Origin of the sequence: Novosphingobium sp. 9U (genome assembly GCF_902506425.1) — a bacterium.
Classification (GTDB): Bacteria; Pseudomonadota; Alphaproteobacteria; order Sphingomonadales; family Sphingomonadaceae; genus Novosphingobium.
Window position 1 is genome coordinate 482,894 of the sequence record NZ_LR732469.1, and the last position, 16,484, is coordinate 499,377.

Below are 16,484 nucleotides of genomic sequence, written 5' to 3' on the forward strand. Positions count from 1 at the left end.
ATACCTTGCTAGTGCCACCGCGCCGACCCATTCTGACCTCCGGACCAGCGCAGGCAGGCGCCCGTTCGGCAGCAGGGGGATAGGATGATGCGTTTCGCATGTGCCGCAGCGCTCGCGGCTGTGTCAGTTTCAGCCAGCGCGCAAGTCCAAGCGCCGGACGCAGGCGCTCAGAAAGCCGGGATGGAGAAGCTGGCCGCGCTCGATGGCGAGTGGCGCGGGCACGCAACGGTGCTTCAGTCCGGCGGTGGGGCGCCGCTGTCGCTGGTTCACACCGAGCGGGTCGGCACCATGCTGGACGGCACCATCCGCATCATCGAGGGTCGCTCGTACAAGCCCGACGGCTCGGCTGGCGGCTTCAACGCCTTCGCGATCATCAGCTACGATGCGGCTCGCAGCAGCTATGCCATGCAGTCCTACGCAGGCGGGCGCGCCGGCAGCTTCACGCTGGTGGCGACCGCGACCGGGTTCGAGTGGACCATGCCTGCAGGACCCGCTGCGCATATCCGCCATGTCGCCACGCTCTCGGGCAAGCACTGGCACGAGGACAGCCTCTACGAGGCCGAGGGCAAGTCGCCGGTGAAGGTGTTCACGATGGATCTCGACCGCATCGGCGACAACGCCTGGCCCGGCGCAGGCGCGGTCACGCCGAACCCCTGACCTGAAGTAGAAACGCCGGGGAGCCTGTAAGCCGGGTTCTGTCTCGTCGACGGTATCCTGCTTGCAGGACCGTATCGCCGAGGGCAGCCATTCCTCTTACGCGGTGCATTGCTGCACCGCTCCAGCGACCAACCCGGGCTGTCGGGTCCGAAACAGACCCGCCTCGGCCCTAAGGCCTTGGCGCGCAGCCCCTATTCGGTCTTGCTCCGGGTGGGGTTTGCCATGCCGCTTGCCGTTACCGGAAGCGCGGTGCGCTCTTGCCGCACCCTTTCACCCTTACCTTGGCTCCGAAGAGACTCGGCGGTCTGCTCTCTGTGGCACTTTCCCTAAGCTTCGGGCCGAAACCCTTCGCCCGGCGGGCGTTACCCGCCACCCTTGTTTCGTGGAGCCCGGACTTTCCTCGGCACCTCAGGTGAGATGACGCGGCTGCCCGGCTCCCCGGCGCGGGGGCTCACCTAGCACGACCGGTGTCGCGTTCCAACAGGAGCTCGAGCAGGATGCCGCCGATCTCCCCGTCGATCTCGCCGTCGATGTATTCGGGTCGAAAGCGTCGCTGGAATGCGGCCACGGCAGCGCGCCCGTCGATGATGTCGTACCCGAACCGCTCCAATGCGAGGTAGAACGCGCCGGGATTGTCATAGAACAGGTTCATCTTCGCCTTGGGGATCTCGAGCGCGAGGCCGAGTTCGCCCAGCCGCGCCCAATCGAAGTACTCGCCGGGATCGACCTTGCGCGCGGGCGCCACGTCGGAGTGGCCGACGACGTTGGCGCGCGGAATGTCGTGGCGGTCCATCATATCGGCCAGCAGCGGCAGCAGAGCGTCCATCTGCGGCTCAGGAAATGGGCGATAGCCAAACTCGTGCCCCGGATTGACCAGCTCGATGCCGATGCTGGCCGAGTTGATGTCGGTCACCCCGCGCCAGTACGACTTGCCCGCGTGCCAGGCGCGCTTGTCCTCGGGCACCAGGTTGATGACGGTGCCATCCTCCTCGATCATGTAATGCGCGGAAACCTGGGACGAGGGATCGCACAGCCGTGCGAGCGCCTCGCCCGCGGTGCGCATGCCGGTGTAGTGGAGCACCACCATCGTGATCGGCAGCTGCCGATCGTTGAAGTTGGGCGAGGGGATGACCTTGTTGACCAGCCAGCGGTTCATCGTCCCACCCCTAACCTCTGCCCTCGGCCCTCTGCAACCGACCCTCTGCCGTCAGGCCGCGTCGGGCAGCATGGCGCCGAGCACCAGGGCATCGTCGCCCAGCATGTACTGCATCTGGCCGCCTACCGTACGCGCCAGCGCCGCCAGCATGGCCGAGGGCGCGGTGCGGCTCGACAATTCGGCGTCGGGCAGCTCACCCTGCAAGGCGCGGCCGATGTCGCGATCGAAGGCGATCCGCGGACCTTCCGAACGCACGACGATCTCGCTCACGCCGTCGCGCTGCTCCGCGGCGAGCGAGAGCACCCCGCCGCGCGGCAGCGCTTCCATGCCGATCAGTGCAAAGTTGAGCAGGGTCTTTATCGCCGGCTTGGGCAGCGCATCGCTCCCGAACGCCCATTCCACGGTGATGCGCGGATTGTTGGCGACAAGCGCATCCACCAGCACGCGAGCCTCGTTGACCGCAACCAGCTCTCCAAAGCCCCCTGCCGCGCCGAATGCGAGGCGAAAGAATTTGAGCTTGTCTGCCGAGATGCGCGCGCTTTGCTCCAGCAGCTCGAAGCAGCGCTGGCGCATGTCGGGATCCTTCTCGTCCGCGAGCAGCTCGAGCCCGTTGCTGAGCGCACCGACGGGGCTGAGCATGTCGTGGCACAGGCGCGAGCAGAGCAGGCTGGCAAGGTCGAGCGCACTGGTGGTCATGGGATCGCTTATCCGTTTCTTCTTCTCAGGCCTGGGCAGCTGTCGGCGCCCTAGCCTTCGACAACCTGGCAGGAAAGTGGCGTAAATCCATTCCCGCTATCGCGCCAGAAAGCAACCTCGCCACCCGCGACGATGGCCCAGACGCGCAAATCGCCGGTGGAATGTTCGCAGTCGGTCGCCGACGGCACCGGATGCCCGCTGGGATGCGAGTGGTAATAGCCGATCACCTCCGGGCCACCGGCCCGCGCCGCCTTGTGCGCGCCTAGCAGAGCAATGGGATCGATCTCGAAGCGGGTGAGCGGTTCGGGCGAAACATTGGCGGCGGGCAGCGCTTGCTCGATCCGCCTCCCCTGCCCCAGCAGCAGGCCGCAGCACTCGCGCGGAGCCGCCCGCTCCGCTTCCTCGCGCAGTGTGGCCAAGACGCCACTTGTCACCTCGACCGTCATGCCCACGTACTAAGCATGACCGGGGGGCTGCTGCACTTTATCTCTTCATCCGTTTTGCGCGGAGGCGCTTCCACCTCTGCGCCTCCGCGTGCAACCACGTGAGCGAAGCGATCATTACGGGCGCCACCAGCGCCGAAGGCCGCCTCGACAAGGCACTGGCTGACGCCAGTGGCCTGTCGCGTGAGCGGATCAAAGCGTTGCTTGCAGAGGGCTGCATCACCGTTTCCGGCTCCGTCGTATCGCAGCCTTCGCTCAAGATCGCGCAAGGGACGCCCTTCGCGATCGACGTCCCGCAAGCTGCTCCTGCCGAAGCAGAGGCGCAGGATATCCCGCTGGTGATCGCCTTCGAGGACGAGCACCTGATCGTCGTCGACAAGCCTGCCGGCCTCGTGGTCCATCCCGCCGCCGGCAATCTGGACGGCACGTTGGTCAACGCGCTGCTGCACCACTGTCACGGTCAACTCTCGGGCATCGGCGGCGTGGCACGCCCGGGGATTGTCCACCGGATCGACAAGGACACCTCTGGCCTGCTGGTCGCCGCCAAGACCGACGTTGCCCATGAGGGACTCGCCAGGCAGTTCGCCGACCATTCCATCGTACGCGCCTACCGGGCGGTCGTGTCGGGTCATCCGCGCTCGACGGCGGGGCGGATCGAAGGTGCCATCGCCCGATCTAGTACTAATCGCAAGAAGATGGCTCTCGTCGAAGACGGCCGCGGCAAGCACGCAGTCACCCACTACAAGGTGCTGGAACGGCTGAAATCCGCGGCTTTGGTGGAGTGCAGGCTCGAGACCGGACGCACGCATCAGGTGCGCGTTCACATGGCGTCAATCGGTCATGCGCTACTAGGAGATCCGACGTATGGACGCACACCTTCCCAGCTGCGACCGCTCCTCGACCGGCTACAATTCCAGCGGCAAGCTTTGCACGCCGCGGAACTCGGCTTCGTCCATCCCGTTAAAGGAGAAACGGTCCACCTCGTCAGCCAGTTACCGGAAGATATGGTAACTCTGATCAGGGAATTGCAAGACTGAAATCGGATATGTGTGCTATACTGCACAGGTGGCCCCAAGATAAGACGCCTGCATGGGTCTTCGACCGTGGGCCGACACAGAAAGGACGGATCACGTGACTAAGGAACGCAATCTGCCAGCCGTTCCCTCACTCGGGGGCGAGCAGAGCCTCAATCGCTACCTCTCCGAGATCAAGAAGTTCCCGGTGCTGGCGCCCGAGCAGGAATACATGCTCGCCCAGCGTTACCGCGAACATGAGGATCGTGAGGCGGCGGCGCAACTGGTGACCAGCCACCTGCGCCTCGTAGCCAAGATCGCCATGGGCTACCGCGGCTACGGCCTGCCGGTGTCCGAGCTGATCTCCGAAGGCAACATCGGCCTGATGCAAGGCGTCAAGAAGTTCGAGCCGGAGCGCGGCTTCCGCCTGGCAACGTATGCGATGTGGTGGATCAAGGCTTCGATCCAGGAGTACATCCTGCGCTCGTGGAGCCTCGTCAAAATGGGCACCACCGCCGCGCAGAAGAAGCTGTTCTTCAACTTGCGCCGCATGAAGAAGAACCTCGACGCTTACGAGGACTCGGACCTGCATCCCGAGCACGTGGCGGCCATCGCGACCAAGCTCGGCGTGTCCGAGACTGAAGTGGTCAACATGAACCGCCGCATGATGATGGGCGGCGACGCGTCGCTCAACGTCTCGCTGCGCGAGGAAGGCGAAGGCCAGTGGCAGGACATCCTGCAGGACGACAATCCGCTGCAGGACGAGATCGTCGCCGAGGCCGAGGAGAAGACCGTGCGCCACGACCTGCTGGTCGAGGCCATGGACTCGCTCAACGAGCGTGAGCGCGACATTCTCACCGAACGTCGCCTGACCGATGACCCGAAGACGCTCGAGGAGCTGAGCCAGGTCTATCATGTCAGCCGCGAGCGAGTGCGCCAGATCGAGGTGCGCGCGTTCGAAAAGCTGCAGAAGGCGATGAACCGTATCGCTACGGACAAGCGGCTGTTGCCCGCGCTTGGTTGAGCGTGGCCGGCTGACGCTTTCGCCGTGATGATCGAAGAGGGCCGTCCGCAAGGGCGGCCCTTTTTCGTTGTGCGCTTCTCAGGCGGTGCCCGGCGAGGCATGCTGGTGCGACCAAAGCGGAGCACCGCCATGACCGTGACCATCACTGCCTTCGAAAGCTCACCCGACCGCGGCCGAGGCCTGGCGCGCGACATGCGGGTGCGCTGGGCACTCGAGGAGGTCGGCCAGCCCTACGAAGTACGGCTGCTCTCGTTCGCGGAGATGAAGGAGCCGGCGCATCTGGCGCTCCAACCATTCGGTCAAATCCCCAGCTACGAGGAGGACGGGCTCGTCCTGTTCGAGACCGGCGCGATCGTGCTCCATATCGCCTCGCGGCGCACAGGGCTGCTGCCGCAAGACGAGGCGGCGCGGAAGCGTGCGGTCGCATGGATGTTCGCAGCACTCAACACGGTGGAACCGCCGATCGTCGAACACTCGATGGCGCTGGTCTTGGAGCGCGACAAGCCCTGGTTCGCTGCGCGCATGCCGATGCTGGAGCAGCGGGTAGACCAGCGCCTGGAGCAGCTATCGCGCGCGCTCGGCGATGCCGAGTGGCTCGAATGCGGCTTTAGCGCAGGTGACCTGATGATGGTTTCCGTGCTGCTGCGGATCCGAAGCTCAGGCTTGCTGAGCGCCTATCCCAATCTTGAAGCCTATCTCGCGCGCGGGGAAGCCAGGCCCGCGTACCAGCGTGCGTTTGCTGCCCAGCTCACGGCCTTCGAGCGCAGTAGAGCGGAACGTTAACGGGTCGACAATCGAAGTTGCCGTTGGTCGCTGCAAGGCATCGGCCTGTCGCAGGAGTGGAACAAAGACCTTCGCTGAAACGTCGCTCCTACAAGAGCCAAGCACACGAACAATGGAGTGATAATAATGCGTAAGATGCTTCTCCTCGCCGCCGCAGCCATCATGGTTCCGGGAGCAGTCAGCGCACAGTCGAGCGTCAATGATCCTGCCGCCAATCAACCGAATTCTTCGACGTCAACCAACGCGCAGTCTGGCATGGGCGATACCGCCAATCCGATGGCAAGCGATACGCATACGGGCAGCACCATGGACAACAGCGCCTCCAGCTCGGCCTCGGGTAGCGCGATGAGCTCGTCGACCGACGCCGCCGCGCCGTCCACCAGCGCCACCGACGCAGGCGCAGCAACTGGAACCTCGGCCGCCGGCACGACTGCCTCGGGCTCGGCCGACATGAGCGCCAGCGCCGATGCGACTTCGCCCAGCACCGCGATGAACAAGACCTACCCGACTTGTTCGCGCACCCTGAAGGACTCCTGCCGCAATCCGGGCGGCAAGTAAGCCTCTCAGCCAGGCCGATCGGGCCCGACGAGCAGATGCGCGGGTGGCCGTTTTAGCCGCCCGCGCTTCGCTTATGGGCTGATCGTCAGACGCGGGTGCCGCTGACTTTCGCGGTGCCGAACATGCCCATCTTGCACTTGCCTGTGATCGTATCGCCATCCAGCTGAAGATCGTACTTCAGCGTGATCTTCATCGGCTTTTCGACCGCCATGTTGAACTTGGCATTGCCGTTGTCCCAAGTGCCCCCGGCGAAATCCTGGCGGCCTTCCGGTGCTTCCAGGTAGCCCGACAGCGCCCCCTCCTCGACATCGAAGTGCGCCTTCATCGCCTGCGGACCCATCGGCGTCTTCAGCGTCATGGCCCAGTCGCCGGCAATCGTCGCTGCCTCGGCGGGCTGGACGCCGCCAGGCAGCACAACAGCATCGATCGGAGGCCGCACATCCGTACCGATCCCGGGTGCGGGTACGTCCTGCGCAGCATCGGACGCAGCGGCCGTTTCACCCAGGCGGTGCGCCCTGGTACCCGAGACATCGCGCTGCTCGATCACGTCGAGGATGCGTGCAGGCGTCAGCGGCAGCACCAGTTCTTCGATCTCACCGAACGGGCTGAGCGCATCGGCGATGGCGTTGACGAGCGTCGGCGGCCCTATGATCGCCCCGCCCTCCCCTACGCCGCGCATGCCGCCGATGGTCATGGACGGCGTGTTAGCATGGACGTACTCGAACACCGGCACGTCGGTGATCGCGGGCAGTAGGTAGTCCTTGAACGTCGCTGCCAATGGATTGCCGCGCGCGTCGTACGGCATGTTCTCCAGCAGGACCATGCCGATCGCCTGCGCAAGTCCGCCCGCAACCTGCCCCTCGACGACGGCCGGGTTGATCACGGTGCCGCAGTCTTCCGAGGCGATCCAGCGCAGAATCTTCACGAAGCCGGTCTCGGCATCGACTTCGACGACACAGGCATGTGCCGCACTGGTCATCGTCATCGGCGGCGGCTGGTAGCGGAACTGCACTTCCAGGCCGGCCTCGAACTCGGGCGGCAGGCGGTGCGGCTCGCCATAAGCGATGTTCGCCAGCTCGCCGATCGGCCGCGACATCTCGGGCGCGCCGGCGACGTGCACCATGCCCTCCTCGATCGATACGCTCTCGGGCGAGGCATTGTAGAGGTGCGCCGCGAGCGTCTTGACCTTGTCTGCCAGCATCTCCGACGCGCGGATCGCCGCGCCGCCGCCGATCACGCCCTGCCGACTGCCCGCCGCGCCCGGACCGAAGCCGCCACGGGTGTTGTCGCCTTCGTAGACGGTGACGTCCTCATAGCGCACGCCCAAACGGTCGGCGATGCACTGCGCCATCGTCGTCGCGGTGCCGTGGCCTTGCGAGTGCGTCGACATCGTCGCAGTGACCTTGCCGGTCGGCTCGATCCGCACTTGCGCCAGCTCACCCGTCATCGGCGCCATCGATCCGGCCGAGCCGGTCGGTTCGATATAGGCAGCCACACCCAGGCCGAGGTAGCGGCCCTGCTTTCGAGCCTCCGCCTGCTCGCGGCGGAACGCGGGCACGTCAAAGTGCTGCACCAGCTTGTCCAGGCACTCGCCCGGCGTGATGTCGTCGACCGGGATGCCCATGCAGGAGGTGACCGGCTGATCGCTCAGGTAGACAAGGTTGCGGCGGCGCAGCTCGATCGGATCGATGCCGATCTTGCGCGCGGCCTTGTCCAGCAACGTCTCGCGCACCAGTGACTCCATCGCCCACGGCCCGCGGTATGCCGCCAGGCCGTTGGTGTTGGTGTACCATCCGCGCGAAAGGAAGCTATAAGCCGGCATCTTGTACGCCGGCCACATGAACATGTGCACCGCGATGTTGGCGTCCGCGCCCTGCGGGTACGCGCCGTTATTGCAATCGTAGATGCTGTGTGCGCCCAGCAGCCGTCCGTCCGGATCGAACGCGACATCAAGCTTCACCTCCTGCTCACGGCATTGCGGCGAGGCGGTCAGCGCCTCGTAGCGATCCTCGGTCCACTTGAGCGGCCGCGGGAACAGGATGGCCGCGCAGATGACCGCGCACTCTTCCTTCCACGGCGTGTTCTTCAGCCCGAACGAGCCACCCACGTCCTTGGCGATCACCCGGATCGCACCTTCAGGCAGCCCGAGCGCGGTGCTGACCCAACGCGCGATATTATGCGGGCTCTGGCAGGTGATGTAGAGCGTCAGCTCCTCCGGCCCCTCGCGCGTGGCGAGCACGGCACGGTTCTCCATCGGCGCCTGCGAGATACGCTGGTGGATCACCGTCTGGGTGATCCGATGGGTCGCGCCTTCCAGCGTAGCGGCAAGTTGCTCGGGCACCTCGTCATCGCCCATTTCGACCGAGACGTTGCTGTGGGTGTCGGGGTGGATCGGCTCGGCCGCCATGGCTTGCGCGATCGTGACGACTGGCTCCAACTCTTCGTACTCGACCGCGATCAGCGCCGCGGCGTCCTCGGCAATGGCGCGGCTCTCCGCGATCACCAGCGCGAGCGGATCGCCGACGTACTGGACGTAACTCTCGGCCAGCGGGGCGACCGGCACTTCGGAGGGCGTGAAGAAGAAGCTCATCATCGTGATGGGCTGCTTCGCCAGGTCCTTCGCGAGCATCACCGCATGGACTCCAGGCACCTCCAGCGCGGCGCTGGTGTCGATCGAGACGATGTTGCCGCGCGCCACCTGGCTGCGCGCAAAGGCGACGTGGAGCGTGCCGGGAAGGGTGACGTCGTCAGTGTACTGCCCGCGGCCGGTCAGCAGGCGCGCGTCCTCCTTGCGGGGCACGCGCTTGCCGATCCAGCGGGCAGCGCCGATGCCTCGGTCCGCGCCGCTTCGATCCGCGTTGGGTGCGATCGCGTCCGCCTCGCTCATGCTGCGCCTCCGTCGACCAGGATCTTGGCGGCTTTGCGGATGCCCTGGTAGCCGGTGCAACGGCAGATGTGGCCGGACATGGCGGCGATCAGCTCGTCCTCGGTGGGCTTGCACCCCTCAGCCGTCAGCGCGGCAAAGGTCATCACCACTCCCGGCGTGCAGAAGCCACACTGCAGCCCATGCGAGTCGCGCATCGCCTGCTGGACCGGGTGGAGCGTGCCCTCCGGATCGGCGAGCCCCTCGACCGTGGTGACCTCGGCTCCATCGGCCTGCACCGCCAGCATCAGGCATGACCGCACTGCGCGCCCGTCCACCACGACCGTGCAGGCCCCGCAGACACCGTGCTCGCAGCCCAGGTGCACGCCGGTGTAGCCCGCGTCGATGCGGAGGTAGTCGCCCAGCGACATGCGCGCCTCGACCGTGCCGGTCTGGCGGCGGCCGTTGATGGTCATCGAGATCGGATGGTCGCTCATGCGGGTTCTCGCAAGCTGAGGGCTTCGCGGAAGGTCTTGGCGAAGATGCGCCGGCCGACGGTGCGGCGGTACTCGGCGCTGGCATGGTGGTCGTCGAAGGGGGCTGTGTCGGCGACGGCGGTCACGGCCAGCGCATCGGGATCGAGGCTGTCGAGGCTCTTGCCGATAAGCGCGCCTTCGAGCTGCGTCATGGCGATCGGGGTCGGCCCCATGCCGAACCAGGCGAGACCGGCCCGCGCGACCTTGTCGTTTTCGATGACCGCAGCGCCGACCATGCCGACAAGCGCGAAGTCACCCGGACGCTGCGCGACTTCGCGGAACAGGACCTGGTGCCCCTCGGGCCAGTCGGGATAGACGATGCCGGTCACGAGTTCGTCGGGCTCGATCGCGGTCATGTAGGGACCGATGTAGAACTCGCGTGCGGGTACCATGCGGGTGCCGCGTACGGAGGTCAGCTCGATCGTGGCGCCCAAGGCCACGGCGGTGGCGGGCATCTCGGCCGCCGGCTCGCCGAGTGCGACGGAGCCGCCGATGGTCCCGCGGTTGCGCGTCTGGTGGTGGCCGACATGGCTGAGCGCTTTGACGAACACTGGCAAGTGCCGCGCCAGCGTCGCATCCTTGAGTGCGTCGGCCTGGCGGATCGCCGGCCCAATGCGCGTGCCGCCCTCTACCCGGGACACGCCGGCGAAGCCTTCGATCTTGTTGATGTCGACCAGAATGAACGGCTGGCTCATCCGCAAGTTGAGCAGCGGCATCAGCGTCTGCCCGCCGGCGATCACGGTGGCGCCGCCGCCAACCTCGTCGAGGATGCGCACCGCCTCCTCGATCGTGCGCGGCGCGATATAGTCGAACGGTGCGGGCTTCACTTGCCGCCTCCGCGTCGACCGGCCTCGTACGCGACCGCAGCGACGATGATGAGAGTGAAACCTACGATCAGCAAGGCAAGGCCGTTGTAGTTCCGGCCCAGCATGAAGCCGGTGAACAATGTGACGATCAGCGCGATCACCCAGCCCCAGAGCGGTGCGGGAGCCGAAGCATGCGCCGGTGCCAACGGATATGTCGGCGCGGCAGGCGCGACTGGCGGCACCACGTTCGGCTGCGGAGCAGGCGTGGCAGCCGCGCCTTGCGGCTGCGCAGGGCCGGCCGGCGTAGCCTGCGCCTCTCCGCCCCCGACGACTTCGCCGAAGTTGGAAAAGAACTTGCCCGCCAGGTTCTTGGCCGTCGCGTCGATAATCGGACCACCCAGTTGCGCCATGCGTCCGCCAACTTCCGCATCGACATCGTAGGAGACCAGCGTGCCCCCGCCCGCCGCGTCCGACAGGCGGACCTTCGCGCCCCCCTTGGCCGAACCGGCGATGCCGCCGTTGCCCGAGCCGGTGATGGTGTAGCCGTTCGGCGCATCGAGGTCCGACAGCTCGACATTGCCTTTGAAACGGGCGCCGATCGGACCGATCTTCACTTCGGCGACGGCGACGAAGCGGTTCTCGCCATCGCGCTCCAGACTCTGGCAACCGGGGATGCACTGCGCCAGGACCTCCGGATCGTTGAGCGCCTCCCAGACTTCGCGGCGACCCGCGGCTATCGGCTGCTCACCCGTCATGCGCATTGGCAACTCTCCCTCGCCTTTTGACCCGGCAAGCACATGGCAGCCGAACGACTAGCGATACACAGTGGCTCATTCAATTGCCCGTACGGCAGGGTAATGCAAGCGCATAGCGCGGCGCGGCCATGGCCAAGCGGCTGCAGACGGCCTGACAGCTGCCATATCGCGGCGGCGAACCGACACGCTGCCGGCAACCCTGCCGGATGCTTGCAGCGATAGGGAACTCTTGCCCCCATGGCGAGCGTACCGCTAGTGAGGCCTGCGGGTCGCATCGGCCGCGCACAGGGGGTTCATGCTGCGTCTCGCCGCCAAGATTGTGTTCTGGTTCGTGGCCGTCAGCCTGGGCCTGACCGTGCTGTTCCGCTTCGTCCCTCCCCCGGTCACCGTGACGATGCTGGTAGACGCGAACGGCATCACCAAGGATTGGACCCCGCTCAGCCGGATAGACCGCAACATGGTCGCCGCAGCCATCGCCGCGGAAGATGGCAAGTTCTGCAGCCACAACGGTTTCGATACGATCGCGATCGAGCAGGCGATGGAGCGCAACATGCGTGGCGACCGCATCCGCGGCGGCTCCACCATCAGCCAGCAAACCGCCAAGAACGTCTTCCTATGGCAGGGCGAAGGCTGGACCCGGTACTTGCGCAAGGGCCTGGAGGTCTGGTTCACCTTCCTGATCGAGAGCTTGTGGGACAAGCGTCGGATCATGGAGATGTACCTTAACGTCGCCGAGACCGGTATCGGCACGTACGGAGTCGAAGCTGGTTCTCAGCGGTACTTCGGCACCTCGTCGGCACACCTCACTCCGGCGCAGGCCGCGCGAATGGCCGCGGCCCTGCCCAGCCCCAAGAAGCGCAGCGTGACGAACCCGCGTGGGTTCACGCGCCGCTACGGCAACTCCATCGCTGCGCGCATCGGCGTGGTGAAGCGCGGTGGGCTGGACGCCTGCGTCTACGACTGAGGCTCAGACCGCGGTCAGCCCGCGATTGTGCGCCGTCAACGAGATGCGCAGGGCGTTCTGGACGAAGGCCGTGGTGTGATAATGGCCGACGATCATCGGCAACTCGAGCAGTTGCCGCTCGTCGAGGAACACCGCAAGCGCGCTCCAGGTGTCCTCGCCGATCATCGCATCGGCATGCAGTTCTTCCGCGGCACGCAGGATCGCTTCATCTTCGGCATTCCAACCAGGGGCGTTCGAACCGAGCGTGATCCGCTCCACATCCGTGGCGTCGATGCCGAGCGATCGTGCGGAGATCACGTGCTCGCCCCATTGGTACGGCGCACCGCATAGCCAGCCGGTGCGCAGGATCAACAGCTCGCGCCATCGCGCCGGCAGTGCGCTTGCTGCCGTAATGGCGACGCCCAGGTCCATGTAGGAGGCGAAGAACTCCGGGCTGTGCGCCAGCACCGCGTAGAAGGGGTCGAGCGGCAAGCCCTCGGGATAATCGTAGATCAGCCGCAGCCGCTCGATCGCCGCATGATGGCGCGCGTCGAGCTGGTCTGCCGGGAGAGCGGAGAGCCGACAACCGGCCGTGATCTGCGCCATGCGCTCGCCGAGATCGCGCTGCTTCATCGCCCCTCCCCAAGCGCCACCGGGCACCCACTTCCAGGCGAGAAGCTATGCGCTTCGCCGATTGCTTAGCAAGCGGGCCGGGCGTTGCAGGGCGAGATCCCGCAGGCACGATCTCCAACGAAAAAGGGAGGAGGCACGGTGCCTCCTCCCTCGTTCGTGGTGCGTGTTCCGAAATATCAGAAGCTGAAGCGAGCGCCCACGCGGATGGTGTAGAGCGACTGCGGTGCGTAGATCGTGTCGCTCGGCGTCGCGGTGGGCAGCGAGTAGCGATACTGCGCGCAGGCCTGGCCCGTGTTCGCCGCGACCGGGCCAGCCTGGCCGGTCGGCGTCGCCGCGGTGAGGCACGACACGCGCGCCGCAACTGCGGTGTACGAGAACTGGTACTCGCGGATCTGACCCCACTTCTTGTTCAGGAAGTTGGTGAAGTTCTCGATATCGCCGAACAGCTGGATGCGCGACTTCGACCAGCCCGGAACCGGGATTTCCTGAGCGACGTGCAGATCAATGCGGGTGAACCACTTCGAGTTGAACGCGTTACGCGGAGCGATGCTGCCGCGGTACTTGCCCAGGCCCGACGAGTTGAAGAACGCGTCGAGCGTGTTCTGTGTCGCCACCGAGTCGTACGACACCTTCGGATCGTTGATGCCGGTCGGCACGTACATCAGGTAGCGGCTGAGCGAACCGGTGGTCCCGAAGATCGGGCTGCGGCCGCTGCCCACGTCCTGGAACGTGTAGCTGAACGGGCGGCCGATACGGGTTTCGCCGAAGAGCGCGAAGGTCGTCTTGTAGTCGCCGAAGAACGCGTGATCGAAGGTCAGGTCGTACTTGAAGTTGTGCTTAACCTCGTCGTTCGAGATGCCGTAGGCGGCACCGTTGGCGTCGAGGAAGGCACCGTTGGCGTAGTTGGAACCGGCGGTCGACGAGGTGGCCGGAGCCTGGTCCTTGACGTCCTGGTAGGTGTAGCTGGCGCCGATGTTCAGGCCGAAATCGAAGTCCTTGCGAATGCGGGCGACGGCGATGTAGCTGCGGCCCTTCTTCGTGTTGGTCAGGATGATGTCGTTGAACGTGTCGGCGAAGGTCGTCAGCGAGGTGTAGCGCACGCGGCCGTCAGGCGTGGTCAGCGCGGTCGGCACCGAACGGGCGTCGGTGAAGAACACCTGGTTGCGCACGTCGGAGTAGAGGAAGTCGGCGCCAAAGGTCCAGCCACGGCCGAAAGCGCTTTCGCTGAAGGTCGGGGTCCAGTCCGCCGACAAGGTGGCGCGCCACTGCGACGGAACCTTGAACTTCGGGTCGGTGGCGTTGGTCGCGGCGGCCGAGACACCGCTGACGAGCTGCGCGTTCGCCGCCGCCGGAATGGTGTTGCCGTTGACGTTGGTCAGCACGGCCGCGCCGGTCGCCTGATCCGACCCCGCATAGGTGCCGTTGTTGAGCTGGCGGATGTCGACCAGGTTCGACAGGATGCCCGTGTTCGAGAAGCTGTTCGACAGGTAGACGTCGGGCGTGCCGCCGCCGACGATGCCGAGGCTACCGCGCACGTTGATCGAACGGCTCGGCGTGAACTCGAAGCCGAAGCGCGGCTGGAACAGGCCACGCCCCGAGAGGAACGCGGTGTTGGCATAGCCATAGCGCGACACGAACGCGGGGTTCAGCGCCGGGCGGCTGTCGCTGCCATAGACATCGTAACGCGCGCCATAGCTGATCGACAGCATGTCGTTGATGCGCCAGTCGTCCTGCACGCCGAAGGTGTAGCTCATGTAGTTGAACACACCCGAGGCATCGTCCGGGTTCAGCGAGGGAACCGCGTTGATGTAGCCGAAGCGCTGCGCGTTGCCCGCCTGGAAGTCGGCGATCGAGTCGAAGTAGTAGGCGCCGGTGGTGCCGGCCGCCGGGCTCGACGAGCTCAGGAACGCGTTGAAGACGTCGACGTGCTGGATCTCGGTGAACACGCGCAGATCGTGATCGTTCATCGTCAGGCGTGCCTGGGCAATGCCGCCCCAGGTCTGCGTGTTGAGCGCGTTGGTCTGGCGCGACACGTCAGGACCGAACGAGACGATAGCCGAGCCCGGGGCGCAAGCCAGCGAAGCGCCGGCACCAGCGGCACCCGGGTTGGTGCGGTCGGACGTAGGAGCCGTACACACGCGCATCTGCGCGAAACCGCGACCCATCAGCGGGTCCTGGATGCGCTTGTAGTCCTTGTAGAAGCCGCGGACTTCGGTGGAGAAGTTGTCCGACCATTGCGAGTTCAGCTGCGCAACGGTCGTCCACAGACGGTTGCCCGAGATGTAGGCGTTGGAGGCGAGACCCAGGGCCGGAGCACCGGTGCTGGCGCTGGTGTTGTTGGTCAGGACCAGCTCGTCCTTCGCGTAGGTGCCGGTCACCGAGAACCGCTGCGTATCCGAAAGCGCGACGTCCAGCTTGCCGACGATGCGATCGTCCTTGTCGCCGTTGCTGTTGACAACATCGCCCGTCGTATAGCCATAGCGCGACGAGGCGATCGACGAGATCTGATCGACCTGGCTCTGCGTCAGTGTCGGAATCGCCGAGCCGGCGTTGTTGTCGGACGGACCTTCGGGCGTCGGGCGCGGCGCGCGGACGCGCTCGCCGGCGATCATGAAGAACACCTTGTCCTTGATGATCGGGCCCGAAAGCTCTGCACCGTAGTTCTTGTACTCGAAGTTGGGCAGAACCACGCGGCCGGTCGGCACGCCCGGACCAGCCTTCGTCCGCTTGCCGGACAGTTCGTCGGCCGAGTAGGCGAAGAAGCCGGTACCCTGAAAATCGTTGGTGCCCGAGCGCAGGATGACGTTGACCAGGCCACCCTGGAAGCTGCCGTCGCGTACGTTGTTGGAAGCGACCACGGTCGAGAACTGCCCGATCGCGTCGAGCGGGATCGGCGAACGGCGGCTGGGAAGGCCGTCGGCATTCAGGCCGAAGTTGTCGGTGATCGCGACACCGTCGACGACGAAGCGGTTGAAGCGCGCGTTCTGGCCGGCGAACGAAACGGCGCGGCCGCCTGAAGGCGTGTCATCGAGGCGGGCGAAGGGATCGCGGCGCATCAGGTCGCGGATGTCGCGGTTCACCGAAGCAACGGTGGCGATCTTCTCGGCATCGAGCACGGTGGCCGGGCCACGCGAGATCGAGCCGGCGCCCTTGATGCGGGTTGCGGTCACGACGATGGCGTCGGCGCCCGAGAGGTCGACAGGCAGGTTGTAGGTCTGGGCGACGACCGTCGAAATGTCGGTCACTTGGGCGTCGGGCAGGCCGGGTGCGGTCACCTTGACTGTGTAGGGGCCACCCGGACGCAGGCCGGTGAGGAAGAACCCGCCGTTCGCGCTGGTGGTCGCGCTGCTGGTCGCGCCAGTGGCGGTGTTCGTCGCCTCGACGGTTGCGCCAACGACCGGGCTGCCGTCACTCGTCACCGTGCCGGAGATCGACGACGTGGTTTCCTGCGCAACCGCGGGCGTGGCGAGAGCGCCAGCCAGCGAAATGGACGCAACGCTTGCTGCGAGCAGATACCTGATTTGCATGTCACATGTCCCCTTGTCGCTCCTCCTTCCGCCAGAAGGAGCCAGTCGCCGAGCAACGTACCGTTGGCCATGACGGACAGCTCACCAAGGC

At 65.7% G+C, this 16,484-nt stretch carries 15 protein-coding genes and 1 other RNA gene; 5 read left to right on the plus strand and 11 right to left on the minus strand.

Going from position 1 to position 16,484, the window contains the following annotated elements:
* Nucleotides 1-87: 87 nt before the first annotated feature.
* Nucleotides 88-657: a DUF1579 domain-containing protein gene (locus GV044_RS02205; protein ID WP_159864843.1), complete on the plus strand. Its 570-nt coding sequence runs from the start codon at nucleotides 88-90 to the stop codon at nucleotides 655-657.
* An 11-nt stretch (nucleotides 658-668) separates the two neighbouring features.
* Here GV044_RS02205 and rnpB read toward each other — a convergent pair.
* From rnpB to GV044_RS02225, 4 genes are all read right to left on the minus strand, one after another.
* Nucleotides 669-1,099, minus strand: an RNA gene (rnpB, locus tag GV044_RS02210) — RNase P RNA component class A.
* A gap of 9 nt (nucleotides 1,100-1,108) precedes the next feature.
* Nucleotides 1,109-1,813, minus strand: a complete 705-nt coding sequence (locus GV044_RS02215; RefSeq protein ID WP_159864846.1) for an N-acetylmuramoyl-L-alanine amidase — start codon at nucleotides 1,811-1,813, stop codon at nucleotides 1,109-1,111.
* Between the two features lie 51 nt (nucleotides 1,814-1,864).
* Entirely contained in the window at nucleotides 1,865-2,509 is a 645-nt protein-coding gene (locus tag GV044_RS02220) for a histidine phosphotransferase family protein (RefSeq protein ID WP_159864849.1), read from the minus strand.
* Between the two features lie 50 nt (nucleotides 2,510-2,559).
* Nucleotides 2,560-2,955: a M67 family metallopeptidase gene (locus GV044_RS02225; RefSeq protein ID WP_159864853.1), complete on the minus strand. Its 396-nt coding sequence runs from the start codon at nucleotides 2,953-2,955 to the stop codon at nucleotides 2,560-2,562.
* A gap of 98 nt (nucleotides 2,956-3,053) precedes the next feature.
* On the opposite strand from GV044_RS02225, the gene GV044_RS02230 reads away from it, so the two are divergent.
* From GV044_RS02230 to GV044_RS02240, 3 genes are all read left to right on the plus strand, one after another.
* Nucleotides 3,054-3,989 (plus strand): RluA family pseudouridine synthase, encoded by a 936-nt coding sequence (locus GV044_RS02230; protein WP_159864857.1) that lies wholly within the window; start codon nucleotides 3,054-3,056, stop codon nucleotides 3,987-3,989.
* A gap of 94 nt (nucleotides 3,990-4,083) precedes the next feature.
* Entirely contained in the window at nucleotides 4,084-4,989 is a 906-nt protein-coding gene (rpoH, locus tag GV044_RS02235) for an RNA polymerase sigma factor RpoH (RefSeq protein WP_201298995.1), read from the plus strand.
* Nucleotides 4,990-5,118: 129 nt separating this feature from the next.
* On the plus strand, nucleotides 5,119-5,772 hold the full coding sequence (locus tag GV044_RS02240; protein ID WP_159864862.1) for a glutathione S-transferase family protein: 654 nt from the start codon (nucleotides 5,119-5,121) through the stop codon (nucleotides 5,770-5,772).
* Between the two features lie 215 nt (nucleotides 5,773-5,987).
* Here GV044_RS02240 and GV044_RS02245 read toward each other — a convergent pair whose 3' ends face one another.
* The 5 genes from GV044_RS02245 to GV044_RS02265 form a co-directional block, all read right to left on the minus strand.
* Complete coding sequence (locus GV044_RS02245) at nucleotides 5,988-6,269, minus strand: hypothetical protein (RefSeq protein ID WP_159864865.1); 282 nt, start codon at nucleotides 6,267-6,269, stop codon at nucleotides 5,988-5,990.
* A gap of 146 nt (nucleotides 6,270-6,415) precedes the next feature.
* Nucleotides 6,416-9,217 carry a xanthine dehydrogenase family protein molybdopterin-binding subunit gene (locus tag GV044_RS02250; RefSeq protein ID WP_159864868.1) on the minus strand — a complete coding sequence of 934 codons (2,802 nt, stop codon included), beginning with the start codon at nucleotides 9,215-9,217 and terminating at the stop codon, nucleotides 6,416-6,418.
* A complete protein-coding gene (locus tag GV044_RS02255; protein ID WP_159864871.1) occupies nucleotides 9,214-9,690 on the minus strand; it encodes a (2Fe-2S)-binding protein in 477 nt (158 codons plus the stop codon). Before GV044_RS02255 ends, GV044_RS02250 begins: the two co-directional genes overlap by 4 nt.
* Nucleotides 9,687-10,556, minus strand: a complete 870-nt coding sequence (locus GV044_RS02260) for a xanthine dehydrogenase family protein subunit M (RefSeq protein ID WP_159864874.1) — start codon at nucleotides 10,554-10,556, stop codon at nucleotides 9,687-9,689. The genes GV044_RS02255 and GV044_RS02260 overlap by 4 nt, the downstream gene beginning before the upstream one ends.
* Complete coding sequence (locus GV044_RS02265) at nucleotides 10,553-11,290, minus strand: CoxG family protein (protein ID WP_236554622.1); 738 nt, start codon at nucleotides 11,288-11,290, stop codon at nucleotides 10,553-10,555. The genes GV044_RS02260 and GV044_RS02265 overlap by 4 nt, the downstream gene beginning before the upstream one ends.
* A 295-nt stretch (nucleotides 11,291-11,585) precedes the next feature.
* Here GV044_RS02265 and mtgA point away from each other — a divergent pair, with 295 nt between their 5' ends.
* Entirely contained in the window at nucleotides 11,586-12,254 is a 669-nt protein-coding gene (mtgA, locus tag GV044_RS02270; RefSeq protein ID WP_159864881.1) for a monofunctional biosynthetic peptidoglycan transglycosylase, read from the plus strand.
* 3 nt (nucleotides 12,255-12,257) lie between these two features.
* Here mtgA and GV044_RS02275 read toward each other — a convergent pair whose 3' ends face one another.
* Both GV044_RS02275 and GV044_RS02280 read right to left on the minus strand, forming a co-directional pair.
* Nucleotides 12,258-12,866, minus strand: coding sequence for a carboxymuconolactone decarboxylase family protein (locus GV044_RS02275; protein ID WP_159864884.1), 609 nt, complete (start codon nucleotides 12,864-12,866; stop codon nucleotides 12,258-12,260).
* Between the two features lie 176 nt (nucleotides 12,867-13,042).
* Nucleotides 13,043-16,393, minus strand: coding sequence for a carboxypeptidase regulatory-like domain-containing protein (locus tag GV044_RS02280; RefSeq protein ID WP_159864887.1), 3,351 nt, complete (start codon nucleotides 16,391-16,393; stop codon nucleotides 13,043-13,045).
* Between the last annotated feature and the right edge of the window lie 91 nt (nucleotides 16,394-16,484).